Origin of the sequence: Butyrivibrio sp. AE3004, assembly GCF_000703165.1 — a bacterium.
GTDB lineage: Bacteria > Bacillota > Clostridia > Lachnospirales > Lachnospiraceae > Butyrivibrio.
The window spans coordinates 2871697-2892854 of the sequence record NZ_JNLQ01000002.1 but is presented as its reverse complement, the minus strand read 5'-3'; the positions used below and the strand labels follow the sequence as shown (position 1 = coordinate 2892854).

14 protein-coding genes are annotated in these 21158 nt (G+C 40.0%); 8 read left to right on the top strand and 6 right to left on the bottom strand.

Going from position 1 to position 21158, the window contains the following annotated elements; translation table 11 throughout:
- Positions 1-66 precede the first annotated feature (66 nt).
- Positions 67-783 carry an ABC transporter ATP-binding protein gene (locus BV60_RS0115440; protein WP_029323160.1) on the bottom strand — a complete coding sequence of 239 codons (717 nt, stop codon included), beginning with the start codon at positions 781-783 and terminating at the stop codon, positions 67-69.
- 221 nt (positions 784-1004) lie between these two features.
- On the opposite strand from BV60_RS0115440, the gene BV60_RS0115435 reads away from it, so the two are divergent.
- Complete coding sequence (locus tag BV60_RS0115435; RefSeq protein WP_029323159.1) at positions 1005-1568, top strand: zinc-ribbon domain-containing protein; 564 nt, start codon at positions 1005-1007, stop codon at positions 1566-1568.
- Between the two features lie 114 nt (positions 1569-1682).
- On the top strand, positions 1683-3569 hold the full coding sequence (locus tag BV60_RS0115430) for a putative bifunctional diguanylate cyclase/phosphodiesterase (RefSeq protein WP_029323157.1): 1887 nt from the start codon (positions 1683-1685) through the stop codon (positions 3567-3569).
- Positions 3570-3687: 118 nt separating this feature from the next.
- Here BV60_RS0115430 and BV60_RS0115425 read toward each other — a convergent pair whose 3' ends face one another.
- Both BV60_RS0115425 and BV60_RS0115420 read right to left on the bottom strand, forming a co-directional pair.
- Complete coding sequence (locus BV60_RS0115425) at positions 3688-4857, bottom strand: DUF3048 domain-containing protein (RefSeq protein ID WP_029323156.1); 1170 nt, start codon at positions 4855-4857, stop codon at positions 3688-3690.
- A gap of 119 nt (positions 4858-4976) precedes the next feature.
- Complete coding sequence (locus BV60_RS0115420; protein ID WP_029323154.1) at positions 4977-6056, bottom strand: GGDEF domain-containing protein; 1080 nt, start codon at positions 6054-6056, stop codon at positions 4977-4979.
- 113 nt (positions 6057-6169) lie between these two features.
- Between BV60_RS0115420 and BV60_RS0115415 the strand changes: the two genes are divergently transcribed.
- Complete coding sequence (locus BV60_RS0115415) at positions 6170-7117, top strand: phospho-N-acetylmuramoyl-pentapeptide-transferase (RefSeq protein ID WP_051656784.1); 948 nt, start codon at positions 6170-6172, stop codon at positions 7115-7117.
- Positions 7118-7175: 58 nt separating this feature from the next.
- On the opposite strand, the gene BV60_RS0115410 is transcribed toward BV60_RS0115415, so the two are convergent.
- Positions 7176-8849: a GGDEF domain-containing phosphodiesterase gene (locus BV60_RS0115410; protein ID WP_197029578.1), complete on the bottom strand. Its 1674-nt coding sequence runs from the start codon at positions 8847-8849 to the stop codon at positions 7176-7178.
- A 298-nt stretch (positions 8850-9147) separates the two neighbouring features.
- Between BV60_RS0115410 and BV60_RS0115405 the strand changes: the two genes are divergently transcribed.
- The gene (locus BV60_RS0115405) at positions 9148-12660 is read left to right on the top strand and encodes a glycosyl hydrolase 115 family protein (protein ID WP_029323150.1); all 3513 of its coding nucleotides are present in this window, start codon (positions 9148-9150) and stop codon (positions 12658-12660) included.
- A gap of 113 nt (positions 12661-12773) precedes the next feature.
- Here the strand turns inward: BV60_RS0115405 and BV60_RS0115400 are convergent, their stop codons facing one another.
- Both BV60_RS0115400 and BV60_RS0115395 read right to left on the bottom strand, forming a co-directional pair.
- Positions 12774-13913, bottom strand: a complete 1140-nt coding sequence (locus BV60_RS0115400; RefSeq protein WP_029323148.1) for a glycoside hydrolase family 88 protein — start codon at positions 13911-13913, stop codon at positions 12774-12776.
- The gene (locus BV60_RS0115395; RefSeq protein ID WP_029323146.1) at positions 13910-15445 is read right to left on the bottom strand and encodes a lipopolysaccharide biosynthesis protein; all 1536 of its coding nucleotides are present in this window, start codon (positions 15443-15445) and stop codon (positions 13910-13912) included. Before BV60_RS0115395 ends, BV60_RS0115400 begins: the two co-directional genes overlap by 4 nt.
- Before the next feature lie 66 nt (positions 15446-15511).
- Here BV60_RS0115395 and BV60_RS0115390 point away from each other — a divergent pair, with 66 nt between their 5' ends.
- From BV60_RS0115390 to BV60_RS0115375, 4 genes are read left to right on the top strand one after another with little or no spacing between them, the layout of a single operon-like run.
- The gene (locus BV60_RS0115390) at positions 15512-16567 is read left to right on the top strand and encodes a GDP-mannose 4,6-dehydratase (RefSeq protein WP_029323145.1); all 1056 of its coding nucleotides are present in this window, start codon (positions 15512-15514) and stop codon (positions 16565-16567) included.
- 2 nt (positions 16568-16569) lie between these two features.
- Entirely contained in the window at positions 16570-18159 is a 1590-nt protein-coding gene (locus BV60_RS0115385; protein ID WP_029323143.1) for a DUF6056 family protein, read from the top strand.
- A 26-nt stretch (positions 18160-18185) separates the two neighbouring features.
- Positions 18186-19439: a glycosyltransferase 87 family protein gene (locus BV60_RS0115380; protein ID WP_029323140.1), complete on the top strand. Its 1254-nt coding sequence runs from the start codon at positions 18186-18188 to the stop codon at positions 19437-19439.
- Positions 19432-21138, top strand: coding sequence for a hypothetical protein (locus BV60_RS0115375; RefSeq protein ID WP_029323138.1), 1707 nt, complete (start codon positions 19432-19434; stop codon positions 21136-21138). Before BV60_RS0115380 ends, BV60_RS0115375 begins: the two co-directional genes overlap by 8 nt.
- Positions 21139-21158: the final 20 nt, after the last annotated feature.

Here is a 21158-nt window from a genome sequence, read left to right as displayed (position 1 = left end):
ACCTGCTTTTATTTTAGAGGGGGTACTAATACATCAGATAAATAGTGAACCGGGTAAGGAAAATAGTTACCATACAAGACTGCTTGCACTTGCAGGAGAAGAATTTTCAACTATTGAGTCAAGCTGTCCGTCCTTTATCTTTATGATTCTGTCAGCCATTTTTGCTATCTCATTATTATGAGTAACCATAACAACGGTAGTTCCTTCTTCTCTGACAATCCGCTCAAACACGGATAGTACTTCAATACTTGTAGAATAATCAAGAGCGGCTGTAGGTTCGTCTGCAAGTATCAGCTTAGGGCGTTTGCATATTGCTCGTGCAATTGAAACACGCTGCTGTTGACCACCACTTAGCTGGGCAGGATAATTTCCTGCTCTATCGGATAGACCGACGACTGCAATTGCTTCATCCGGAGACATAGAAGACTCTGAAAGAACCGATATAAATTCAACATTTTCCTTTGCGGTAAGATTTGGCATAAGATGATAATCCTGAAATACAAAGCCAATATAGTGGCGTCTGTATTCTGTGAGCTCTTGCGGAGTCGGGTGCGAGTAATCATTGCCTTCAACTTTGAGCTCACCTGTTGTAAGGTGATCCATTCCGCCTATAATATTTAATACAGTTGTTTTTCCGCAACCGCTTTCGCCCAGAATAACCACGAATTCTTTCTCGTATATTTCAAGTGAAATGTTTTTTAGGGCTTCAAGTTTACCGTCCCCGGAATTATATTCTCTGGAGACATTATTCAGGGTGACTATGACCTTCTTTTTATCAGACATGATAATCTCCGAGGATAGATGAAAATAATGCATGATTCTTTAAAGTATTGTAATTCAAAAGGCATGCTTTTAGGGGTGTCTGGAGTTACAATAAATATAGCACAATTGTCTGAAATCGTGTATTATTGGAATGGTATGTTTCTTTTTATTTAAGAAAATATCTTAAATATTTAGAAAATTATAAGGAAAAATATTCGTTTAAAGACGAGGAGGGAATAGGTATGAGATTTTGTACTAATTGCGGAGAGGGAATTGACGATAAGGCTCAGATGTGCCCTAAGTGTGGGGCACCGGTATTAGGACAGGGGAATCAGATTCCGTTGCAGATGGTGCCTCCACAGGATGGAGCGCAGCAGACAGGACAGATTCCCGGAGGTACGACGCAGCAGGGTATGGGACAGGGCATATATCAGCAGCCGCAAATGTATCCTGCTTTTGATCCCACTGATCATACAAAAGATATGGATCCTTCAGACATTGTTGAGAATAAGATCCTTGCAGTAGCTATCTATGTATTTAGCGTTGTTGGTATGATTATTGCTCTTCTTGCAGCAAGGGATTCCAAATTTGTAGGTTTTCATTTAAGAGAAGCGATAAGACTTGCCGTATTGGATACGATTGTTGGCATAGTTGCAGTTGTTCTTTGCTGGACTTTTATTGTTCCTATTGCTGCATGTGTCTTTGCCTGCGTTCTTTTTGTTGTGAGAATTATAGGATTTGTCAATGCTTGCAAGGGTAAGGCGAAAGAACTGCCAATCATCCATTCATTTAAATTTTTAAATTAAAATTTGTATTGTAAAAATGGTATTAAGAAATTCTGAAAAAACAGGGAGTTTAGTTGCTCGCTGTTTTTTTTATGTATAATTAAAGATGTATTAGCAAACGTTGGGAGACAGTATATGATCACTTTACTAAGTCTTGGGATCATAGCAATCGGCATACTTGCGATTCGTGCACGTAGTATCAGCCGCACAGTAGGCACGATCTGGATTGATCTGCAAATTGATGTGACAATTGCATATATTTTACTTATATGGGCGCTGGAAACCTATGACAATTATATTGGCTTTAAGGGCGACCTGTGTTACGTTGCAAGTGAAACGCTGTTTATTATTACTCTAAACACCTATCTTCTTTGTGCACTGAAAATAACTATAGGACTTGTCAGGTATTGGGAAAAGAGTCCGCTTTTATCAATATTTCCCTTTGTATTACAGCTAATATATCTTCTTGTATTAAATCCAATAAATCACATTGCATTCTTTAGTGATGTAAGAGGTACAATAACTATTGAGAGGATGATATTTATCTTTCTATCCACTCTTTTCAGCCTTTCCTATGTTGTGGTTTCAATATTTCTGGCATGGAGACATATCCGAAGGCTGGGAAAGGTAGCTGCTTCCGTTATCACAACCATTGTTCTCATAGTTTTCGGAATGCTTATTTTGAATAACTGTGTAACAGATTTTAAATATATGGGTGCGGCATTTTCAGCTTCCGTAACCTTTAACCTGGTCATGCTATATCTTGTTGATAATCCGACTGATCCAAAGACAGGATTATATAATCAAAAAGCTTTTTTCAGAGCAGTTGAAGAGGATTTGATTTTAAATCCCAACACAGAATACCAGCTATGTCTGCTTGACATAAGAGATTTTCAGGATGTTAATGAAAGATTTGGCTTTGAAAGAGGAGATGATATATTAAGGCGAGTGGCTGCCGAGATGAGGAGAAAATTCTCATGGGAAGTAGAACTTGCTTATCTTGGAGAAGATAATTTTGCGGGATTGTTTCCCCAGGGGTCATATTGGATGCTTCAGGGAAATCTTTCTCTGGATGAGATGTATCCGGGCGAGGAGATGGATTATACATTATCACTCTATTCCGGAGTCTATCCTATAACAGACAGAAAAATGAATCCTCAGCTTATGTGCGACAGGGCAAGATTTGCCATGGATTTCATTCGCTATGAGTACAGTAAGCATGAGCATATCTTTGATGAAAAACAGAATCATGCTTTTGAGATGCAGGCATATATGCAACACAATTGCGATAGGGCTATTCATGAAAGATGCTTTGTGCCGTATTTTCAACCAATATATGATGCACGGACAAAAAAAATCTGCAGTGCAGAGGCTCTGGTAAGATGGAAAGATAAACAATACGGACTTATAAGTCCGGGAGATTTTATACCATTATTTGAACGAAACGGATTTATAAACAAGCTTGATTTATATATGTGGGAATCTGTCTGCAGGCAGATTTCGGAATGGAGGAGTGAAGGAATACTTGTACCTCCGATTTCAGTGAATATTTCAAGAAGAGATTTGCAGATGGAAAATCTGTACGAGATTATACTTGATCTTATAAAGAAATACCATCTTTCTCCGAATGACATTAAGCTTGAAATAACGGAAAGTGCATTTGTGGCTGAAAATCAGAAGTTCTTCAGTACCGTAGATCTTCTAAAGGAAGTTGGCTTCAGAATTCTTATGGATGATTTCGGAAGCGGATATTCAAGCTTTAATACTTTTAAAAATGCCCATGTTGATATATTAAAGGCTGATATGAAGTTCATGGATGGAATAGGTTCATCTGAAAAAGGAAAGATTGTTATAAATACAATAGTTGAGATGACCAAGAAGCTTGATATGCCTATAGTGGTTGAAGGAGTAGAAACTGAGGAGCAATATGAATATCTAAGGTCAATAGGCTGCGAAATGATACAGGGATTTTATTTTTCAAAACCCGTGCCGGCTGATGTGTTCAAATCCCTAATAGAGTAGTGTTCATTTGGGGGACACTAATAATAAATATGAAAAATGACAGGGTAATAGGTATAGATGACAGATTGGTATGCATAAAAAGAAGGCGTCGCATGTATTAGCGACGCCTTTCGTAATGTTACTGTATAACTAACTGATCCCATGTATCAGCAGGAACAAGTGCGATATATGTTTTACCATTGTTGATCTCAAGCTCGTTTGCCTGTGAATCAAAGAACTGAGTTTTAACAAGTTCGCCTGTCTTTGTCCAAACAATATCGGTAGCCTTACCATTTGTGCAGTAGTAACCGGGCTGGTTGATATCGATGCAGTTATAAATAAGGTAACCATGATCATCGAGCTGATTGAATGTACATTTCTGAAGAATTACATTCTTAAATGAAAGAACAGCCCCATCTTCGCCATCCTTGTGAGGATTGCCGTAGTCATAGTACTCATATTCCTTGGTTGATTCATTGTATACCAGCTTTGAGCTGTTGTGCTCAAAAGGAATGATATCAATGGTATTGGCATCGATGCACTGAGCATAGCCCTTGCTCTCAAGGTTGACTTCATTTCCCCAGGGAGTGAAATTAAAGTGAGCTTCCTTTACACCATCGGGAGTAAATTCGTTGTATGTTGTTGAGAAGTTACTTCCGGAGAAATTGTTCTCAAGGTCTCCGGCAAGGATATACTCTGTGTATTCTCTCTTTTTGCCGTTGTCTACACGGGAGAAAGTACCTGAGAAGTGATTGTTACCCCATTCCTTTGCAAGATAAGGATCGATATGTACCTTCGGACCACCATCGTGACAAAGAACTGCGTTCCATTCAGCGGAAAGAATAATATTTGTAGGTCTTGTACTTCTGATTGAACCGAGCTGCTTGAGTGAACCCCAATCCTTCATAAGGCACATAAGACGTGTGATACGACCGTTCTGAGTACTGTTCATCATCTCGTAAACAACATCACACTCTGAGATACCAAAGTGAGGAAGAGCGATAGATTCATTGTCAACCATGGCTGCAATCGGGCGTTGATCCTTAAGTGATTCGCTTATAGGTTCACCTGTAAGCTCACTTCTGTACATTCCGGCAGGAATTTCAGCTGAAACAATCTCTGGAGCGGCTTCTTCTTCAACAGGAGCTTCCTCAACCACCGGTGCCTCTGTAGATTCACCCTCGATAGATTCCCAGGAAAGACCTTCGGAAGAGTCTTCGGCAGGTGCTTCTGATTTACCGCATCCTACTGATGCTGTGAGCATCATCGCTGTAAGCGCGACGCTAATGATTCTTTTATTAAACTTCATAATCAAAATCCTCCTTAAAATGTGTTTTAAGACACATCTTTAATATTCTAACAGAAAAGGTATCAGCGAAAAAGTATTATTTCAAAAATGACAATCTTTTATCACAAAAACATATTATATTAGCAAAAATCCCTTCTCTTACGGTCAGCTGCCTCTATAAGCATTCTAAGCTCATCCTCATCTCTTGGTGTACCGTGAGAATAGCCGCTGGTGTAATGAATAGGCTTGTTTATTTCAGGAATACTGAGCGTTGCCATATTGCGTTCCCAGATAGATAGCTTCTGCAGTGCATCACTAAGCTCCATATCCTGCAATATTATAAGGAAAGAATCGGAACCATATCGATATGAATGGCTGTCAGTGAGGTTTGTTTTAATGCACTCGCCTACCTGTCTGAGGATTGAGTCACTTACATCCTGCCCCAACTCTTCAATAATTTTTTTGAATTCATCCAGGTCTAGCATAACTACAATAATGTGATGATTCTGATATGAATTAAAATCATCTCTGAGAGCGTAGCGGTTTTTCATATCAGTGACATTATCATGAACGGGCACATTCTGAAGCATGTCGTTCATGGTCTCGATGCGATGGATACGCTCAAGCTCTGTGGCCTGCATTCTGTATTTGTTTAAAGAACCTACAAGTGTAAGAATTGCAAAAATACAATAATTAAAAAGATTAATTGTTTTTGCACCATCATAGGAATAAAGGATCAGGTAAAACACAAGGTATGCACCCCATATGAGTATTGAGCTCACACAAGGTGGAAGCAAAATAAAATTAACAAGACAGAAGATGGCTGCAAAAAAGATAAACATCTGCTTGCCGCGTACATAATGGTAAAAAGAAACAAACATACCAAATCCGATGATCAGAAAGAAATATGTGATACACAAGAAGCGGTATGACTTAAAAGGCCTCTTTGAGGACTTGAGTCCGTGATGCGAAATTACAAATGTAATGGCACTTACTATAATGGAATATACACTGCTGGGAAATACACCACCTGAATGCAGGATTGTGCCGTCAAATAGTATGTAATACAGAAGCATAAGCGATTCCGCGATAGTAAATGCAAAGGCTATATCGCGTGTGGATTTAAGGTTCATGCGATAAAGACCTTCTTTTATTGACGGATGTATATAGGGATTCATATAGTTTTTGAAACGTTCCCACCACTTAGAAATAGTTGCCATTCTTTCCTACCTTCGATAATATATTGTTGCAGGCTCTTAAAGAGTCAAAGAAAATTATAACATGAATATGCAATTTTCTGAATAAAAATGAGGGAAAACAGGAGAGTTTTAAGATGCTTTACGGATTTTTGATCAGCAGATTTACACAGTTTCAGGTTGCTGCAATAGGAATGCTATGTTCTTATGTGCTCACATTTCTAACACTTAGCAGGCGGTTTTCATTTTTGCCTCAGGATCAGGGAAGGGCGTTTGCCATAAACGGTGCTCTTTCCAAGGGAAAACTCAGAGGTGTGGGAATTGTATTTATAATAGACTTTATTCTGATGGCAGTTTTGTTTCTGCCGATATCCATAGAATTGCTTATTTATCTCGGGCTGTTGTTTCTTATAATGCTGAGCGGATATTTGGATGATGCCTCAGATAAACCGTGGAATGAATATAAAAAAGGACTGATTGATTTTGTTTTATCGGTCGCTACCATGGCAACATTTCTTGCACACAATGATACCCGGATTCATTTTCTGGCTTTTGAAATAGAGCTTCCTTATGCTGTATATTTCATATTGGGCGTTATTCTTATATGGATCGCAATAAATGTAACGAATTGCTCAGATGGTGTTGACGGACTTTGTGGATCACTTGTTATTGTAACTGTAATGTCCTTTGTTGTAATGTTTAGAGAGCAGCTTGGAAGCATAGGAACAGCAGGTCAGCTTCTGTGCGCGGTGCTACTTGCATATTTGTACTTTAACTGTTCTCCGAGTTCCATGCTCATGGGAGATGCGGGATCAAGAGCTCTTGGATTCTTTATAGCACTTATAACAATGAAATCAGGCCATCCGTTTTCGTATCTGATGTTGTCATTAGTGCTCATAATTGACGGTGGTCTTGGTCTTTTGAAAATATCTATCATAAGATTCCTTAAAATTAAGGTTATGACAAACTTAAGAACTCCGATACACGACCATATGAGAAAAAATTTGGAATGGTCCGATACACAGGTAGTGATAAGGTTTGTGATTATTCAGATTGTAATCTCCATATTGTTCGGAGCTCTGTAAATATAAAATATAAAAGAACCTTCTTACGGCATCAAAACCGTAGGTAGGTTCTCTTGTTTTATACTTCATATATTTTGTTCTTAAGACGTTTTTCAAATTCTTCAAGACTAAGGGGTTTGTCATAGAAAAATCCCTGTACATGATTGCAACCCACTCTCTGAAGAAGCTCGATCTGGTCAGGTCTTTCCACACCTTCGGTGATGACCTCTATATCGAGTTCTCTTGCCATATTGATGATGTTCTTAAGAACTATTTCATCACGGCTTGTAAGTACTTCATTGTCAATAAATGATTTGTCGATTTTTATGGTTGAAACAGGAAGATCTCTCAGAATTCCGAGAGAAGAGTATCCCGTACCGAAATCATCTATGGAGCTTGCGATATGCATGCCGTTTAGCTTGTTAAGGAAATTGGTAATAAGTCCCTTTTCCTTTTGAGTAGCGGTCTCAGTAACTTCTATCTGAATATAGTCAAGATCTATATTGTACTTTTTGGTTATTTCAAGTATCTGATCTGCGAGGCGCTCATCGGAAAGATCGCTTCTTGAAAAATTAACAGATATGGGAACCGGATCAAGTCCGTTATCAATCCAGTGTCGTAAGGTGCGACATACTTCTTCCATTACATAGATGTCAAGACCTATGGAATAGCTGTTTCTTTCCAGCACAGGGACAAATTCCGCAGGATAGACATATTCACCTTTGCAGAGCCAGCGGGAAAGTGCCTCGGCTCCTACCAGAGTGTGTGTTCTGGTATCTACCTTAGGCTGGAAAAATACTTTGAATTCATTGTTGCTAAGGCTTTCTTCAAAACTGTCTTCAATTTGCTTTTCACGGTAGACCCGTGTGCTCATTTCTTTTGTGACAAACAGGAAAGGCTCATTTGAAAGAGACCTGGCAACGCTGCAGGCGATAGAGCTTCTTCCTATTATCTGTCCCGGATTCTTCAGGGAATCATCTATGTCGTAGACGCCTGCGACAGCACTTATGGTAACAGGAATCTTTGCACCATCACGGATACCGTAGACCTCTGTTTTTTGTAAAAGACCAAGAAAATCACCCGTACGCTCCTTGCGTATAAGGGCAACAAAATTATCACCCCCGAGATGGCCTATTACCTCGTCTTCATTACAAAATTCCAAAAGTGTTCGCGCATATCTGCGGATGATATTATCGGTCTCTTCGCTCCCAAAGCGTCTGTTTATAAGCCCAAAACCTTTTAGGTTAAAATAATAGGAATTATAAGACGTTATGCTGCCTGAGAGCATTTTTTTTGTGGCAAAGGCAATAAAACCGCCCGCATTTGGAAGACCGGTAAGATATTGCGTAAGAGCACTCTTTTGTACGAGTTCTACAAGTCTGAAGCGTCCCATATGAAAAAGAAAAACTCTTACAGCTGATAAAATGAGCTGGCGATCCTCTGACGACCAGTTGGTCTCAATTGGAGCGTGGACATGAACAGTAATAAGTCCATTCTCAAAAGTCCGGTGTGATTCTTCAAGCCATACTATCTCAGCCTCAGAATCGGAAGGAACTTCCCTCGAATAAACGGTCAGATGTCTCACTTCACCGGTGGGAGTCTGCCTTGTTTCTGGAATATTCATATCCAATGTGATCTGGGAAATGTTAAGAGAAGGCGCAAGAAGATCAAAAGCCTGCTCTGCAGCGACCATGGTATTTTCGGTATCTGATAATACCTGAATGAATTTATCGAGAATGTTATTATTATTCATAATTTTCCAATCGATTAGATTAAACGCAACCATTTCTATTTTCCTACAAATTAACAATTAAAACAAGCAAAATGTGCATAGTTATAAATAGGCTTTAACAAATCGTCATTTTTCACAATTTATAGGAAAATATTCGGCAAAGTGCTATGACACAAATTTATAAAAAATTGATAAAATGTAAATATTCAGAATATGTAAAAAAATATTGAACTTTTCCGGATAGATATTTTGGAGCCTTTGCAACAGATATTATCCGGGGAAGGTAAGATAGTAACCAAAGTCTCATGGGGGGAGAGTTATGGGGATAACTATCAGACAGTACTCATCGATTGTGGTGACAATCAGTGAGCGCGAATCTGAAGCGGTCAAACTGGCGGTTTCTAATCTAATCCGCGATTTCAAACGTGTACTTCAAACAAATACAGAGATTCATGATCCCGACTCACAACAAATACTGGTCGGGACAGTTGGCGTGTGTGAAGATTTTGAGGAAGAGGATCTTGTAGGTCTTTTCAGTTCTCATGGCAGAAGAAGAAAAGAAGCCTACGTCATCCGTGACAGGAGAGGACGTCTCGTAATAGCAGGTTCTGACAGGAGAGGAACGGTTTTCGGGATATATGAATTCTGCAGAACACAGCTTGGGGTATCACCATGGTATTTTATGGCTGATGTTCCGATCCATCCTAAGTCGGAAATTACACTTCCGGATGATTATCATGTTTCGGATCATCCGAGTATTGAATACCGCGGGATTTTTATTAATGACGAAGAGGAGCTGGATCACTGGGCACAGAAATATCTGGGTGAGACAACCATAGGCATTAAGACCTATGAAAAAATATTTGAGCTAATGCTAAGGCTTAAGATGAACTATCTTTGGCCTGCCATGCATGTAAATGCATTTAATTCTAATCCTGAAAATGCAAAGCTTGCAGATAAAATGGGAATCGTAATAGGAACCTCCCATTGCGATATGCTCATGCGCAGTAATAACAAGGAATGGCGTCCGTGGCTTGAAAAGAAGGGATATGACAAAATGCCGTATGACTTTACCGCATCGGAGAAGAGCCGTGACGCAATTATTGAATATTGGCAGGAGGCAGTTGAGCAGAATAAAGATTATGAAGTGACCTATACTCTTGGTATGAGAGGGATCAATGATACAGAATTCGAACCTGTTGCACTTGCGGGGCTTCGAGGTGATGAACTGCGAGATGCCAAGATAGAGCTTCTGCAGGATGTAATAAGTGCTCAGGAGCAGATTTTGGACAATACTCTTGAGTATTCTCCTATGAAGATTTTTGTACCTTACAAAGAGGTGCTTGAACTGTATGATAACGGATTGAATATTCCGGACGATTTTACTCTTATCTGGGTTAATGATAATTATGGCCATGTAAGGCGTTATCCCAATGAAATCGAAAAACGCCGAATGGGTGGAAACGGGCTGTACTATCATAATTCATACTGGGCTCCTCCAGGGGCATCATATCTTTTCCTTTGTTCCATTCCGCTTTCACAGACAAGGAATGAATTAAAAAAAGCATATGAAGAGGGCATCCGAAAGCTGTGGGTGACTAATTTCGGTGCGATAAAACCTCTTGAGCAGCAGATGACATATTATGCTCAGCTTGCCTGGGATATTGGCAAGGGAGACACAATTTGTGCAGATGAGATTGAATTTTTGGCAAAGTGGATAGATGAAACCTTCAGCGGACATCATGGGAAAAAGCTTGCGCCGATGCTGGTCGAGTTTGACCAGCTGACAAATGTGCGCAAGGTTGAGCAGATGGACGTGGATGCCTTTTCGCAGACAGCTTATACGGATGAGGCTGTGAGCAGAATTCACAGATATGAATATATGTTCAAAACAGGAAACAGAATATATCATTCTCTTCCGGATAATGAAAAGGATGCTTTTTTCCAGCTGGTTCTTATGAAAATACATGCGGCTTATTATACTTACGCCATGTATTACTATGCCGATAGAAGCAACCTTTGTCTGAAACAGGGAAAAACTCACAGCGCAGCGGATTATACGACCAGATCTCTTTCTTTTGATCATGCAAGGCGTAGTATGCTCTATTTTTACAATCATGTAATGGCTGACGGCAAATGGGATGGGGTTATGACACCCGAGGATTTCCCTCCGCCGAGAACGGCCATGCATCCGGCATGCAAACCACCGATATATAAGTCTGAGGATCACCTTATAGTGACCTGCCAGAACGAGGAGAATTCTCTGACCTTTGTTAAGCCTGTAGAGAAATGGTTTGAGGTAGCAAATGCAGGTGAAAACGAGATAGTAGTGACGGTGGATCTTCCTTCATGGCTTAGGATAACCGATGACAGTATGGTTGGCTTTGAGGGTCACGGAGATATAAGGATATGCGGCGAGGAAAGGCTTCTTTTAGAGGTTGATTGGAATCAGGTTTCCGATATGATCGAGCTCATGACCAAAAAAGGTGAAGTCAAGGCTGACGATCCTGTGGTATCAATAAAGGATTCCATCCATGTCATGGCACTTATGACCGGAGAAAGCCATATTATAGCTGTGGAGGCAAAGCTTTTCAGAGGGATAACCCTTCTTGGACAAGGCAATATAGTATTTCCTCCGCACATGGAGGACGACGGAATGCTTCGAATTGAGGCAGATATGGTCCGAGATCTTCAGGGGGCATGGGTTCGCATTCCAAATCTGGGAAGACAGAGAGGCTCTCTCGTAGAGGCGAGAACAGAAGGTGCGACTCTTACATATGAGGTTACTGTCACAAGTTCGGGAGCATTTCTTTTGGAGCTTCACAGATTCCCTTCCCTTAATGCTGTCGGAAGGATAAGAATAGGTGTTTCTGTGGATGAAAATCCTATGGAAGTAATAGAGTCCAAGGCTAACGATGAGTTTAAGGGAGAATGGAAAAATAATGTGAGAAATAATGTAGATAAGCTCTACTTAAGGCTCCCGAATATAAAGCCCGGATCTCACAGGATTATTTTCCATGCTGTTGATAAGTATTTTTCATTTTCCAGATTTGTAATTTACACGAGGGAGAGACAGGAAAATACCCTTGGAATAAGAGGCGGAGATTTAAGACTTCCGCTCAGCTTCGATGCGGCAGGATTTTCCTGGGATTTCTATGGAAAAGAGGCATATGAGCTTCCGCCGAGGCCGGTATATTATGCATTCAGAAAGCAAAAAGGAAACTGTCTTGAAATCGGTGAGCATATGGAGTTTCTGCCGCATTACGGATCACCCCTTCCTGCTGCCGAAATCGTTGGTCAGGGTGAGCACACCTCAGTTGAAAAGGATGGCAGGATTCTTATAGAGGCAGCTTCGGCACTTGCGGAATCAAAAGCAGCTTACACCGAAGGAAAAGGCTGGGATTACTGTAATGCTCCGTCGCATGGTGAGACAGGGCTTGCGATGTACATACGGGATGAGAAGGCACTTGAAAGATACAGAGGTACTACCTGGGGCGGCATGAGTGCCATTAAGAAAGCGCCCTCATTGCATTATAATATTGAAACAAGAGGAGGCACCTACAGAATCTGGGGAAAGATTCTTATGTGGGATGCGGATAAGGCTCATTTTACTATTGGTGTTGACGATAAGATATATTCAGAAAGGGATTTGTACGGCGGACAGTCGGTATGGAGATTTTCTGCAGAAAACATCTGGCGCTGGATTCCACTTGTTGATGTGAAGTTAAGAGGCGGAAAACATACCCTCAGATACTATGCACTTTCAGCCGGAGTCCGTGTTGAACAGTTTTATCTTACGGCAACGGATGAATTGCCGCCTCCAATGGTATGATCTAAAAAAGAAATAATTGCCGTAAAGAAGATAAAGGAGCTGTGAAGAAATGATTTTTCATTTTTTACAGCTCCTTTTATAATTTTATAAGAAATGTCTATGAATTGTAATCATTATAATATACTTAAAAATGCGAGAGCAGAGCCCTGCCCCCAGGGATAGTGACCATAGGTCTGCCTGTGGACTGCTATGTCTTCGCAGCCGCTAAGAGAACCTGAAACAGAGCCGTTTTCTGTGTTTTCAATAAGAAAATCCTTAGCACTTATAAGAGACTTTTTTACTTCCGATGAAAGCTCTGCTGCATGTGAATGGAATGCACCGCTTCGTAGCCAGCTGGCCATTGAATAAGCAATCATTGCGGTGGCGGAAGTGTCCGCTTCTCCGGCTACAGCGGGCAGAAGCCAGGAAAAGCCGCCATCCGGTCTTTGATAGGACAATGCCACTTTTATCAGACTGTAAAAATCTGACATCAGTTTATCAGAAGTGCTTTTTAGGAGCGAGTCACTGATAGCATTTTCACTATGATCTGATTCCTTTTGAAGGTTTGCAAGTAGCTCGGAATAACCCATCATCAGCCACCCAACGGCACGGCCCCATCCTATTATTCCAAGTTTTTTTTCGGATGATAGGGAAAAAGCATGATATGGAAGGCCGGATCTTTCATCAAAGCCGTTTGAATGAAAATTGATAAGCTGTTTTGCTGCAAGCAAAAGAGCATTCTTTTTGTGAAATTCCGTAGCGTATTTTGAAAGAAACATAGCGGATTGTCCTGCGCCGTCAGCGTAAACAAGGTCATTTCCCTTTGAAGGATTATAAATAATACTTTCTTCGGAGTTTTTTGGGCATTGAGCAAGGAAATTCGCTATTTTTACAGCTCCGTGCTGGTAGCGCTTTTCGTCCGTGCCTTTGAAAAGATTAATCAGGGCAACACCTGCAATTGAATCATCAACGTAATGGGCATCACTTCCGGATTTGATCCATTTATCAAAGTATGAACGAAGAACAGCGATGGCATTTTCTCTGACCGGGTCTGAAATGAGTCCCAGAACCTCTCCGGAAGGAGCAAAAACAGCTTCCGTAAGGCCAAGCATCAAAAGACCCGCAGGCCAGAACATGGGATCACGATTTGTTGTAGCTCTGCCCAATGCTTTCTTGGCAGCGTCTTTCATCAGATCCTTTGCGGAGTAGTTATTGATTTCCAAAAGATCGGTAGAGGTTACACGTATCATTTGCTCAATTGTTTCCTGATTCATGCTTTACCCAGCTTTCTTAATACAATATTTTTAAGATATGTGTATTCATAAGTTTTGTGGAACAGTATCCAGAATACACTGTTAAATACGATGGTTACTATTACGATCATTACTGCAAAGCTTACTAATGTAATTTCTTTAAGAACAAAAATACTGATAAAATACAAAAGACATATTATTGCTGCCTCTGTGAGGATGTATTTTATACTGTCGGCAAAATAAGATGCGGCACTTCTTTCAAAGCATACTCTGTATATTATTACCGGCTTTGTTATGTTTGCGATAAGACCTGATATGACAGTTCCGACATAAATACCCGCAAGACCGATTTTTTGTACAAGAACAATTGAGATAACAAGATTAACAAGGCCCTGGATAAGTGCAAGATATTTGTCCTGCTCAAAAACTCCGGCAGCAGTTTTATAGTTGGATAAAACAATTCTGTCACCCTTGAAATAATAATCGGTAATAAGTAAATATACAGCAGCTGTGGCAAGCAGCCATTCGGGACCGTTTTTTCTAACAATCCACAGATAGATGAGGGGCTGCAATAGTATGAAAAATCCACATGCTGAAAATCCGTACACCCATGAGGCAAAAAAACGATAAACCTTAAAGGTCTGATACTGTTTTTGCTTTGATTCCGTTGCAATAAGATTGCCAAAGCCTGATATTACCGAATTGAAAATGATGTTGACAAAATTGGCAATAGTACCGGTTACCATGGTGTAGTTGTCCACATGACCTGCGACCTTTACCTCTATGAACGAGGAAATGATAAGGGTATCTGTCTGAAGTCTCGCTACGTCACCTACTTTGTGCATAACAAGGGCTTTGGTCTTTCTCCATACCTCGTCATGTTCTTCTTTTGAAAGAGGTGTGATGTTTTTATCCGTAAGATATGGATAAAGCTTATTCAGGTAGCTGCTTACAAATATTTTTTGTATAAGCTGAACTACAGCATCTGTCAGCAGGTACAGATAGAAATTCGGAATGATCAGAAGAATTATTATCTGGAAAAAGACAGTTACTATCTTTGTTATGGTGTTTATGTTTGTCTGTATATAATTTTTCTGTTCCGCATTTACAAGACTGTACTTGTAAGACACAAAATAGGTGCTCACCGTGTTGAACAGGAATATAAGATAATAAAATCTAAGGTCACGCAGTCCGATATCCCCGGAATTTTTTGCCAGATATTGAAGGAAGGGGACAAGGGACAGACCGATTACTGCAACAACAATGGCGATTGTATGGTAAGCCTTCCGATACATCTGCATATATGACTTTACTTTTTCTGTATCTTTAGCGGCAACAGGTGCATAGAGACTGAAATTCAGAGCTGTTCCGATGCCAAGCTCAGCCATTGACAGAAGTGATAGGATATTGCTATAGAGTGCATTGACACCAAGAAGAGTCTCTGCCAGTCTGTGTATAAAAATGGTGCGTAGAATAAAGGACATGAGCGCAGTTGCCAGTTGTCCTACATATCCAAACGTTATATTTTTGGCAGCCAGCTTTGTTCTGCCCATAAAATTGACCTCCGGGACTTTTTTAACTATCATGTTATTATATCATTTTAAGGAGAGTTTTTAGTAATGAAAGAAAAAAATGTAAATCTTAATGGTAAAACAGTGCTTATCACGGGCGCTGCCGGCTTTATCGGTTCACATCTTGCGGTAAGACTTCTTGATGAGTTTGAAGATATAAAGGTAGTCGGCTATGACAATGTTAACGATTACTATGATGTCAGATTAAAGGAAGAGAGACTTGCGAATCTTTCAAAGTATGAGAATTTCATATTTGTAAAGGGTGATATAGCAGATAAGAAAATGGTTGATGAGACTTTTGCAAAATACAAGCCCGCAGTAGTTGTTAATCTTGCTGCGCAGGCAGGAGTTCGTTATTCAATAGAGAACCCCGGGGCTTATATTGAGGCTAACGTAATAGGCTTTTACAATATTCTTGAAGCCTGCAGACATTCAGACCCCAAGGTTGAGCACCTTGTATACGCATCAAGCTCAAGTGTTTACGGCGGCAATACAAAGCTTCCTTTCAGCACTAAGGATCAGGTTGACCATCCGCTTTCACTTTATGCGGCAACCAAAAAGTCTAATGAGCTTTTTGCTTACTCATACAGCAATTTGTACGGAATGGCTACAACAGGCCTTCGTTTCTTTACTGTTTACGGTCCTATGGGAAGACCTGACATGGCTCTTTTCCTCTTTGCGGATAAACTCCTTAAGGGCGAGACAATTCAGATATTCAACTATGGTAATTGCAAGAGAGACTTTACATATGTTGATGATATTGTAACAGGTGTGGTTAATGTTATGCAGAGTACCCCGGATGAAGATGAGAAGGGTAACAGATACATGGTTTACAATATCGGTAATCATAATCCCGAAAATCTTATGGACTTTGTTGATATTCTTCAGAAGGAGCTTGTTGCTCACGGTGTTCTTCCGGAGGATTTTGATTTCGAGGCACACAGAGAGCTTCTGCCCATGCAGCCCGGAGATGTTGAGGCTACTTTCGCAGATGTTGATGACCTTATGAGAGATTTTGATTTTAAACCCGATACTGATCTTAGAGACGGTATCAGAAACTTTGTTGACTGGTATGCGGGATATGTAAAAAGAAGAGACCAATAATAGTGAAAAAAAATATTAAGCTGAAAACGCTGAGAATAATTCTGTTTTTGATAAACGCCATTGCTATTATTCCAATATTGTACGTGGCATGCTTTAACGTACCCTCTGCAGATGACTTTAGCATGGCAAACGAAGTGCATGATGCTTTTATATCGTCAGGTTTTTTTGCTGCAATATTTAAAGCCGTGTACATGGGAATATGGTATTACCTTAACTGGACCGGAGTGTATTTCAGTAATACACTTACGGCCCTTGCTCCGCATGTGTTTGGCGAGAGATTATATTTTTTCGGTACCTGGATTGTTCTTATTATGTTTACCGTGGGACTCTGCTATTTCCTTAGGCAATTGCTCGTGGGAGTACTCAGGCTTGAAAAGCATCTTTCGGGATGCATTACGAGCGTGATCTACTTTATTCTTATTCAGTGTATGCCTGCGGGATCTGCCAGGGTAGAGAGCCTCTTCTGGTACAGTGGAGCAATAAATTATCTGTTTATGTTTGGGCTTGGCCTTTTGTGGCTTGGGTTTATTTTAAAGCTCTCATTGGTACAAAACTATAAAAAATATAAGATCACAGTTCTTTCCGTTATAGGCTTTTTGCTTGGCGGTGCTAATTATATGACGGCACTTTCTCTTGGAATAATATCAGTCTGTGTTCTTGTTATATCTGCTATATCAACCGTTTCGGGGGGCGCAGCCCCGGATAAGCAGATAGCATACAGAAAGTATACTGTTGTAAGAATTTCTGAGGGACTTTCCGGGCTAAAGGTTTCGGTTATTCCCTCTGTATGCCTTCTTTTGGGACTTTTTCTTTCCATGATAGCACCGGGAAACAGTAAAAGAGCGGCAGAGTCTGCATACAATCCTGTAAAAGCTGTTTTGATGGCAATTTATTACACGTTTGATTCTATGCTTGGAAAATGGCTTAACTGGCAGGTGGTTATTCTTATTGCATTTCTGGTTCCGCTCCTTTGGAAGGCAGCCGGAAGAATAAAGAGATTTTATCACTTTGATCATCCGCTTCTTTTTGTTTCTTTTTCATTCCTTCTCACAGCGGCAAGCATAACTCCCCCTATATATGCAACGGGAAGTATTGAGGCGGGAAGAATACAGGCACTTTTCTATATGCAGGGAATGCTTTTGATGATTCTGTCTATAGGTTATGTGTGCGGCTGGATAAGGTGTGTTATAAATCCCGCAAAGAAGATGGATGAGGATGCATCGGAAAAGAGAAAACCGGCTGATCTGTTAAAGGATGCTTTCCTTGGAAAATATGCATCCGGAGTGATTATTGCTGTAGGAGCTGCTTTTATTGTATTCTCCGTACTTGCGATTAAGCCGGAACCTTCTGTTTTTACAGGGACATTAGCGGCAGCAGATATATTAAACGGCAGTGCTACTGTATATAAAAATGAATTTAATGAGCGTTTGAAGATATTAAAGGACGAAAATGCAAAGACTGCCGAACTTTCTTCATATTCTGTAAGACCGCAGATTCTTTTCTTTTCGGATATTACAAAGGATGAAAATGACTGGCTGAACAAAGCGGTTGCAGAGTACTATCATAAAGACAGGGTTATTCTTAAGGACTGACAGAATAACACAGGATGGAGGTTCTTTTGACATCAGGGAAAATAAATAATAACACCGAAAAAAATACCACGCAGATAACGGGGCTTGATAAATGGCTTATAGGTTTTGTTACCGGAAATCTTGAGAGGATTGCTTTTTTTGCACTTGTTTTTATAGCGATACTTATCAGAATAATGCTTATGCCGGAAACTGAGCTTTCTCCGGACTACAACAGCTATTATCTTCCCTGGGTCAATGCCTACAGAGAGTATGGCTTTTTTGGAGGACTTTCAAAGGACATCGGCGATTATTACGTTCCTTACAATGTCATGTATGCGATTTGTTCATTGTTACCCTGTGAGCCATATATTCCGATTGCTCTTTTTTCACTCGCAGCCGAGCTTGTGAGTGCTTACTTTATTAAAAAGATACTTTTTCTTATCCTTGTAGAAAACGGAACGGATGAAAAGACAGCTGCAAGGAGAGCAGCATTTGCCGCAGCACTTACATTATTTTTACCGTTTGTTGTTCTGAACGGAGCGCTGTGGAAACAGTGTGACGCTATTTATGTGGTTTTTCTTGTTATATCAGTATACTGTCTTCTTAAGGAAAACTATCGGATAGCTTTTGTATTTCTTGCAATTGCTTTTGGATTTAAGCTTCAGGCAATCTTTTTTGTTCCGCTGTTTTTAGTCATCTATTTTATAAAAAAGAAGTACAGTATTCTGGAATTTTTCTGGATACCTGTAATGTACCTGATCCTGGGACTTCCTTGTGTTTTATGTAAAAGAGGACTGAAGGCAACATATTTGGCATATCTTTCCCAGACAAAGGAGGTATCTACAGAAGGCTATGGAATGGTATCCTTTTATCCGAATTTCTACAATTTCGGACTGGATTCCTTTGATTCGATACTTACGAGCCCCGCTGTGCTCTTTGCGGTAGTGGTTCTTGGAATACTGGCTGTATATGCGCTGTCTCATGTGGCATTTTTTAATAAAAAAGAAAATACCCTGTATTTCGGGATTTTCATGGCCTGGACATGCTGTATGTTTTTACCTGGTATGCATGAAAGATATGATTATGCGATCGTTTTACTAATGACGGCATTATGTCTTAGTGTCTGCAGGGATAAACTGTGGATAGCCTGCATTATGAATATTAATTCGTTTCTGGTCTATATAACGGTACTTTTCAGACAGGAAGTGTTTCCTATTACTGTGCTGTCAGCACTGCAGATAGCTGTATATGCTTTTTCTGCTTTCGATTTGGTTAAGAGGATGGGAGGAGAGTGTGAATAAGAAGAAAAAAGGGGAATCTGCGGTTTCCGTTCCGGAAAAACTGTACAGAATATTTATATCGTTCCTGTTTTGGGCGGTGTGTGCCTTTTTATTATTCATAAGTGTGTATAACACCTGTCAGGTGGACAATAACGAAGTCACCTATTTCTTTAAAGGGAATATTCTTTCAAATATTGCAGCAATAATAATTGTTATTGCTGTTCTTTTTGTTTTCTGCAAAACAGGTATTCAGAATTTTTTGTCCCAAAAGCTGGATTCAAATGATTTTTTCAGGGGGATGACTAAGGGAATCCTGCTCCTTGCTATCATTCTTTTTTCATTACTGTTTGTTCTTACAGGCGGGACAGATCCCGTATCTGACCAGGCCTTTGTTCAAAACGCGGCATACAATATAAACGCAGGTGATTATTCAGATCTTTTGCCGGGAGGATATCTTTTTACATATCCTAACCAGCTTGGACTTGTATGGATTTCGATTTTATTCGGAAAAGTATTCGGATTTGGGAATTATATGACATTCAGGTTAATCAATGTTATGTTTATTGGCCTTTTTTACAAGAGAATATCTGATATCACAGGTATGATAAATGAGAAGAGAAGATTTAATGAGATTACAGTTCTCTTTCTTGGTATTTTGTTTTATCCGCTCATCATGTACTGCACATTTGTATACGGAACGATTCCGGGACTTGCGCTTTCTGCATCGGCAATTTATCATGCTCTGAAGTTTTATAAGGATAAGCTTCCTGTAAATGCCGCTATGTCTGCAATCTGCATAACTTTGGCAATGCTTTTTAAGAACAACTATCTTATTGTGTTTATAGCAATATTTATTCAGTCGATGGTTTATCTTTTGGGACATAGGAAAAAGGCTTTGTCTGTATTGCCGATTCTTCTGATAGCATCTTATCTGATACAGGCGTTTTTACCTACTGCTCTTACAAAAATTGCAACAGGAATGGATGCGCCAAAGGGAGCCAGTCCGATTTCCTGGATTGCCATGGGATTGCAGGACGGAGGACTTGCCGAAGGCTGGTATAACGGCTATAACACCGATACCTTCAGGGACTTTGAATATGATAAAGAGCTGCAGGCAAATGCCGCAAAGGAGAACATCCAGGAACGCATCGGGTATTTTAAGGAAAACAGATTTGACTGCTTTCGCTTTTTTTCACGTAAACTTGCATCTGAGTGGAATGACCCTACATTTGAAAGCTACTGGATAAACAGACCGGTAGGCGAAAGGACTTCCTCAATAGGAATTTCCACAGTTCTTCTTGGTAATGAAGGAATATGGATGGGGATTGTTTTTTTGGATCATCTTCAGGTATTTATCCTTCTTGGGGCATTTTTGTATGTGATTATAAAACAGGACAAAAGCGAGGCTGATCTTATACTGGTCCTGACCTTTATAGGAGGCTTTTTGTTTCATATCTTTTGGGAGGCAAAGCCGCAGTATACACTTACATATTTTGCGCTTCTTCTTCCGCTTTGTGTTTCCGGTTTCAGTGAGCTGTTTTTCTTTATAGAGAATATTTTTTCAAAAAACAAGCATAAAAGACCTTCAGGGGGAAGAAAAATATGGGTACTTATGCTGTTTGCCTTGCCGATTATTATGTTGCTTACTTTGTATTCGGGTTCTGTAGGAAATTCCCTTACAGAGGACGGGGTACTGACTTCGGAATTTGTTAACCGATAAAACAAATTGGCTGGTTATTT

Coding starts and splice junctions, on each gene's coding strand:
- BV60_RS0115410 (WP_197029578.1), bottom strand. CDS start 8,849: ATGAATAATAATAACATTCTCGATAAATTCATTCAGGTATTATCAGAT.
- BV60_RS0115400 (WP_029323148.1), bottom strand. CDS start 13,913: ATGAATCAGGAAACAATTGAGCAAATGATACGTGTAACCTCTACCGAT.
- BV60_RS0115430 (WP_029323157.1), top strand. CDS start 1,683: ATGATCACTTTACTAAGTCTTGGGATCATAGCAATCGGCATACTTGCG.
- BV60_RS0115390 (WP_029323145.1), top strand. CDS start 15,512: ATGAAAGAAAAAAATGTAAATCTTAATGGTAAAACAGTGCTTATCACG.
- BV60_RS0115415 (WP_051656784.1), top strand. CDS start 6,170: ATGCTTTACGGATTTTTGATCAGCAGATTTACACAGTTTCAGGTTGCT.
- BV60_RS0115395 (WP_029323146.1), bottom strand. CDS start 15,445: ATGGGCAGAACAAAGCTGGCTGCCAAAAATATAACGTTTGGATATGTA.
- BV60_RS0115425 (WP_029323156.1), bottom strand. CDS start 4,857: ATGAAGTTTAATAAAAGAATCATTAGCGTCGCGCTTACAGCGATGATG.
- BV60_RS0115435 (WP_029323159.1), top strand. CDS start 1,005: ATGAGATTTTGTACTAATTGCGGAGAGGGAATTGACGATAAGGCTCAG.
- BV60_RS0115440 (WP_029323160.1), bottom strand. CDS start 783: ATGTCTGATAAAAAGAAGGTCATAGTCACCCTGAATAATGTCTCCAGA.
- BV60_RS0115405 (WP_029323150.1), top strand. CDS start 9,148: ATGGGGATAACTATCAGACAGTACTCATCGATTGTGGTGACAATCAGT.
- BV60_RS0115420 (WP_029323154.1), bottom strand. CDS start 6,056: ATGGCAACTATTTCTAAGTGGTGGGAACGTTTCAAAAACTATATGAAT.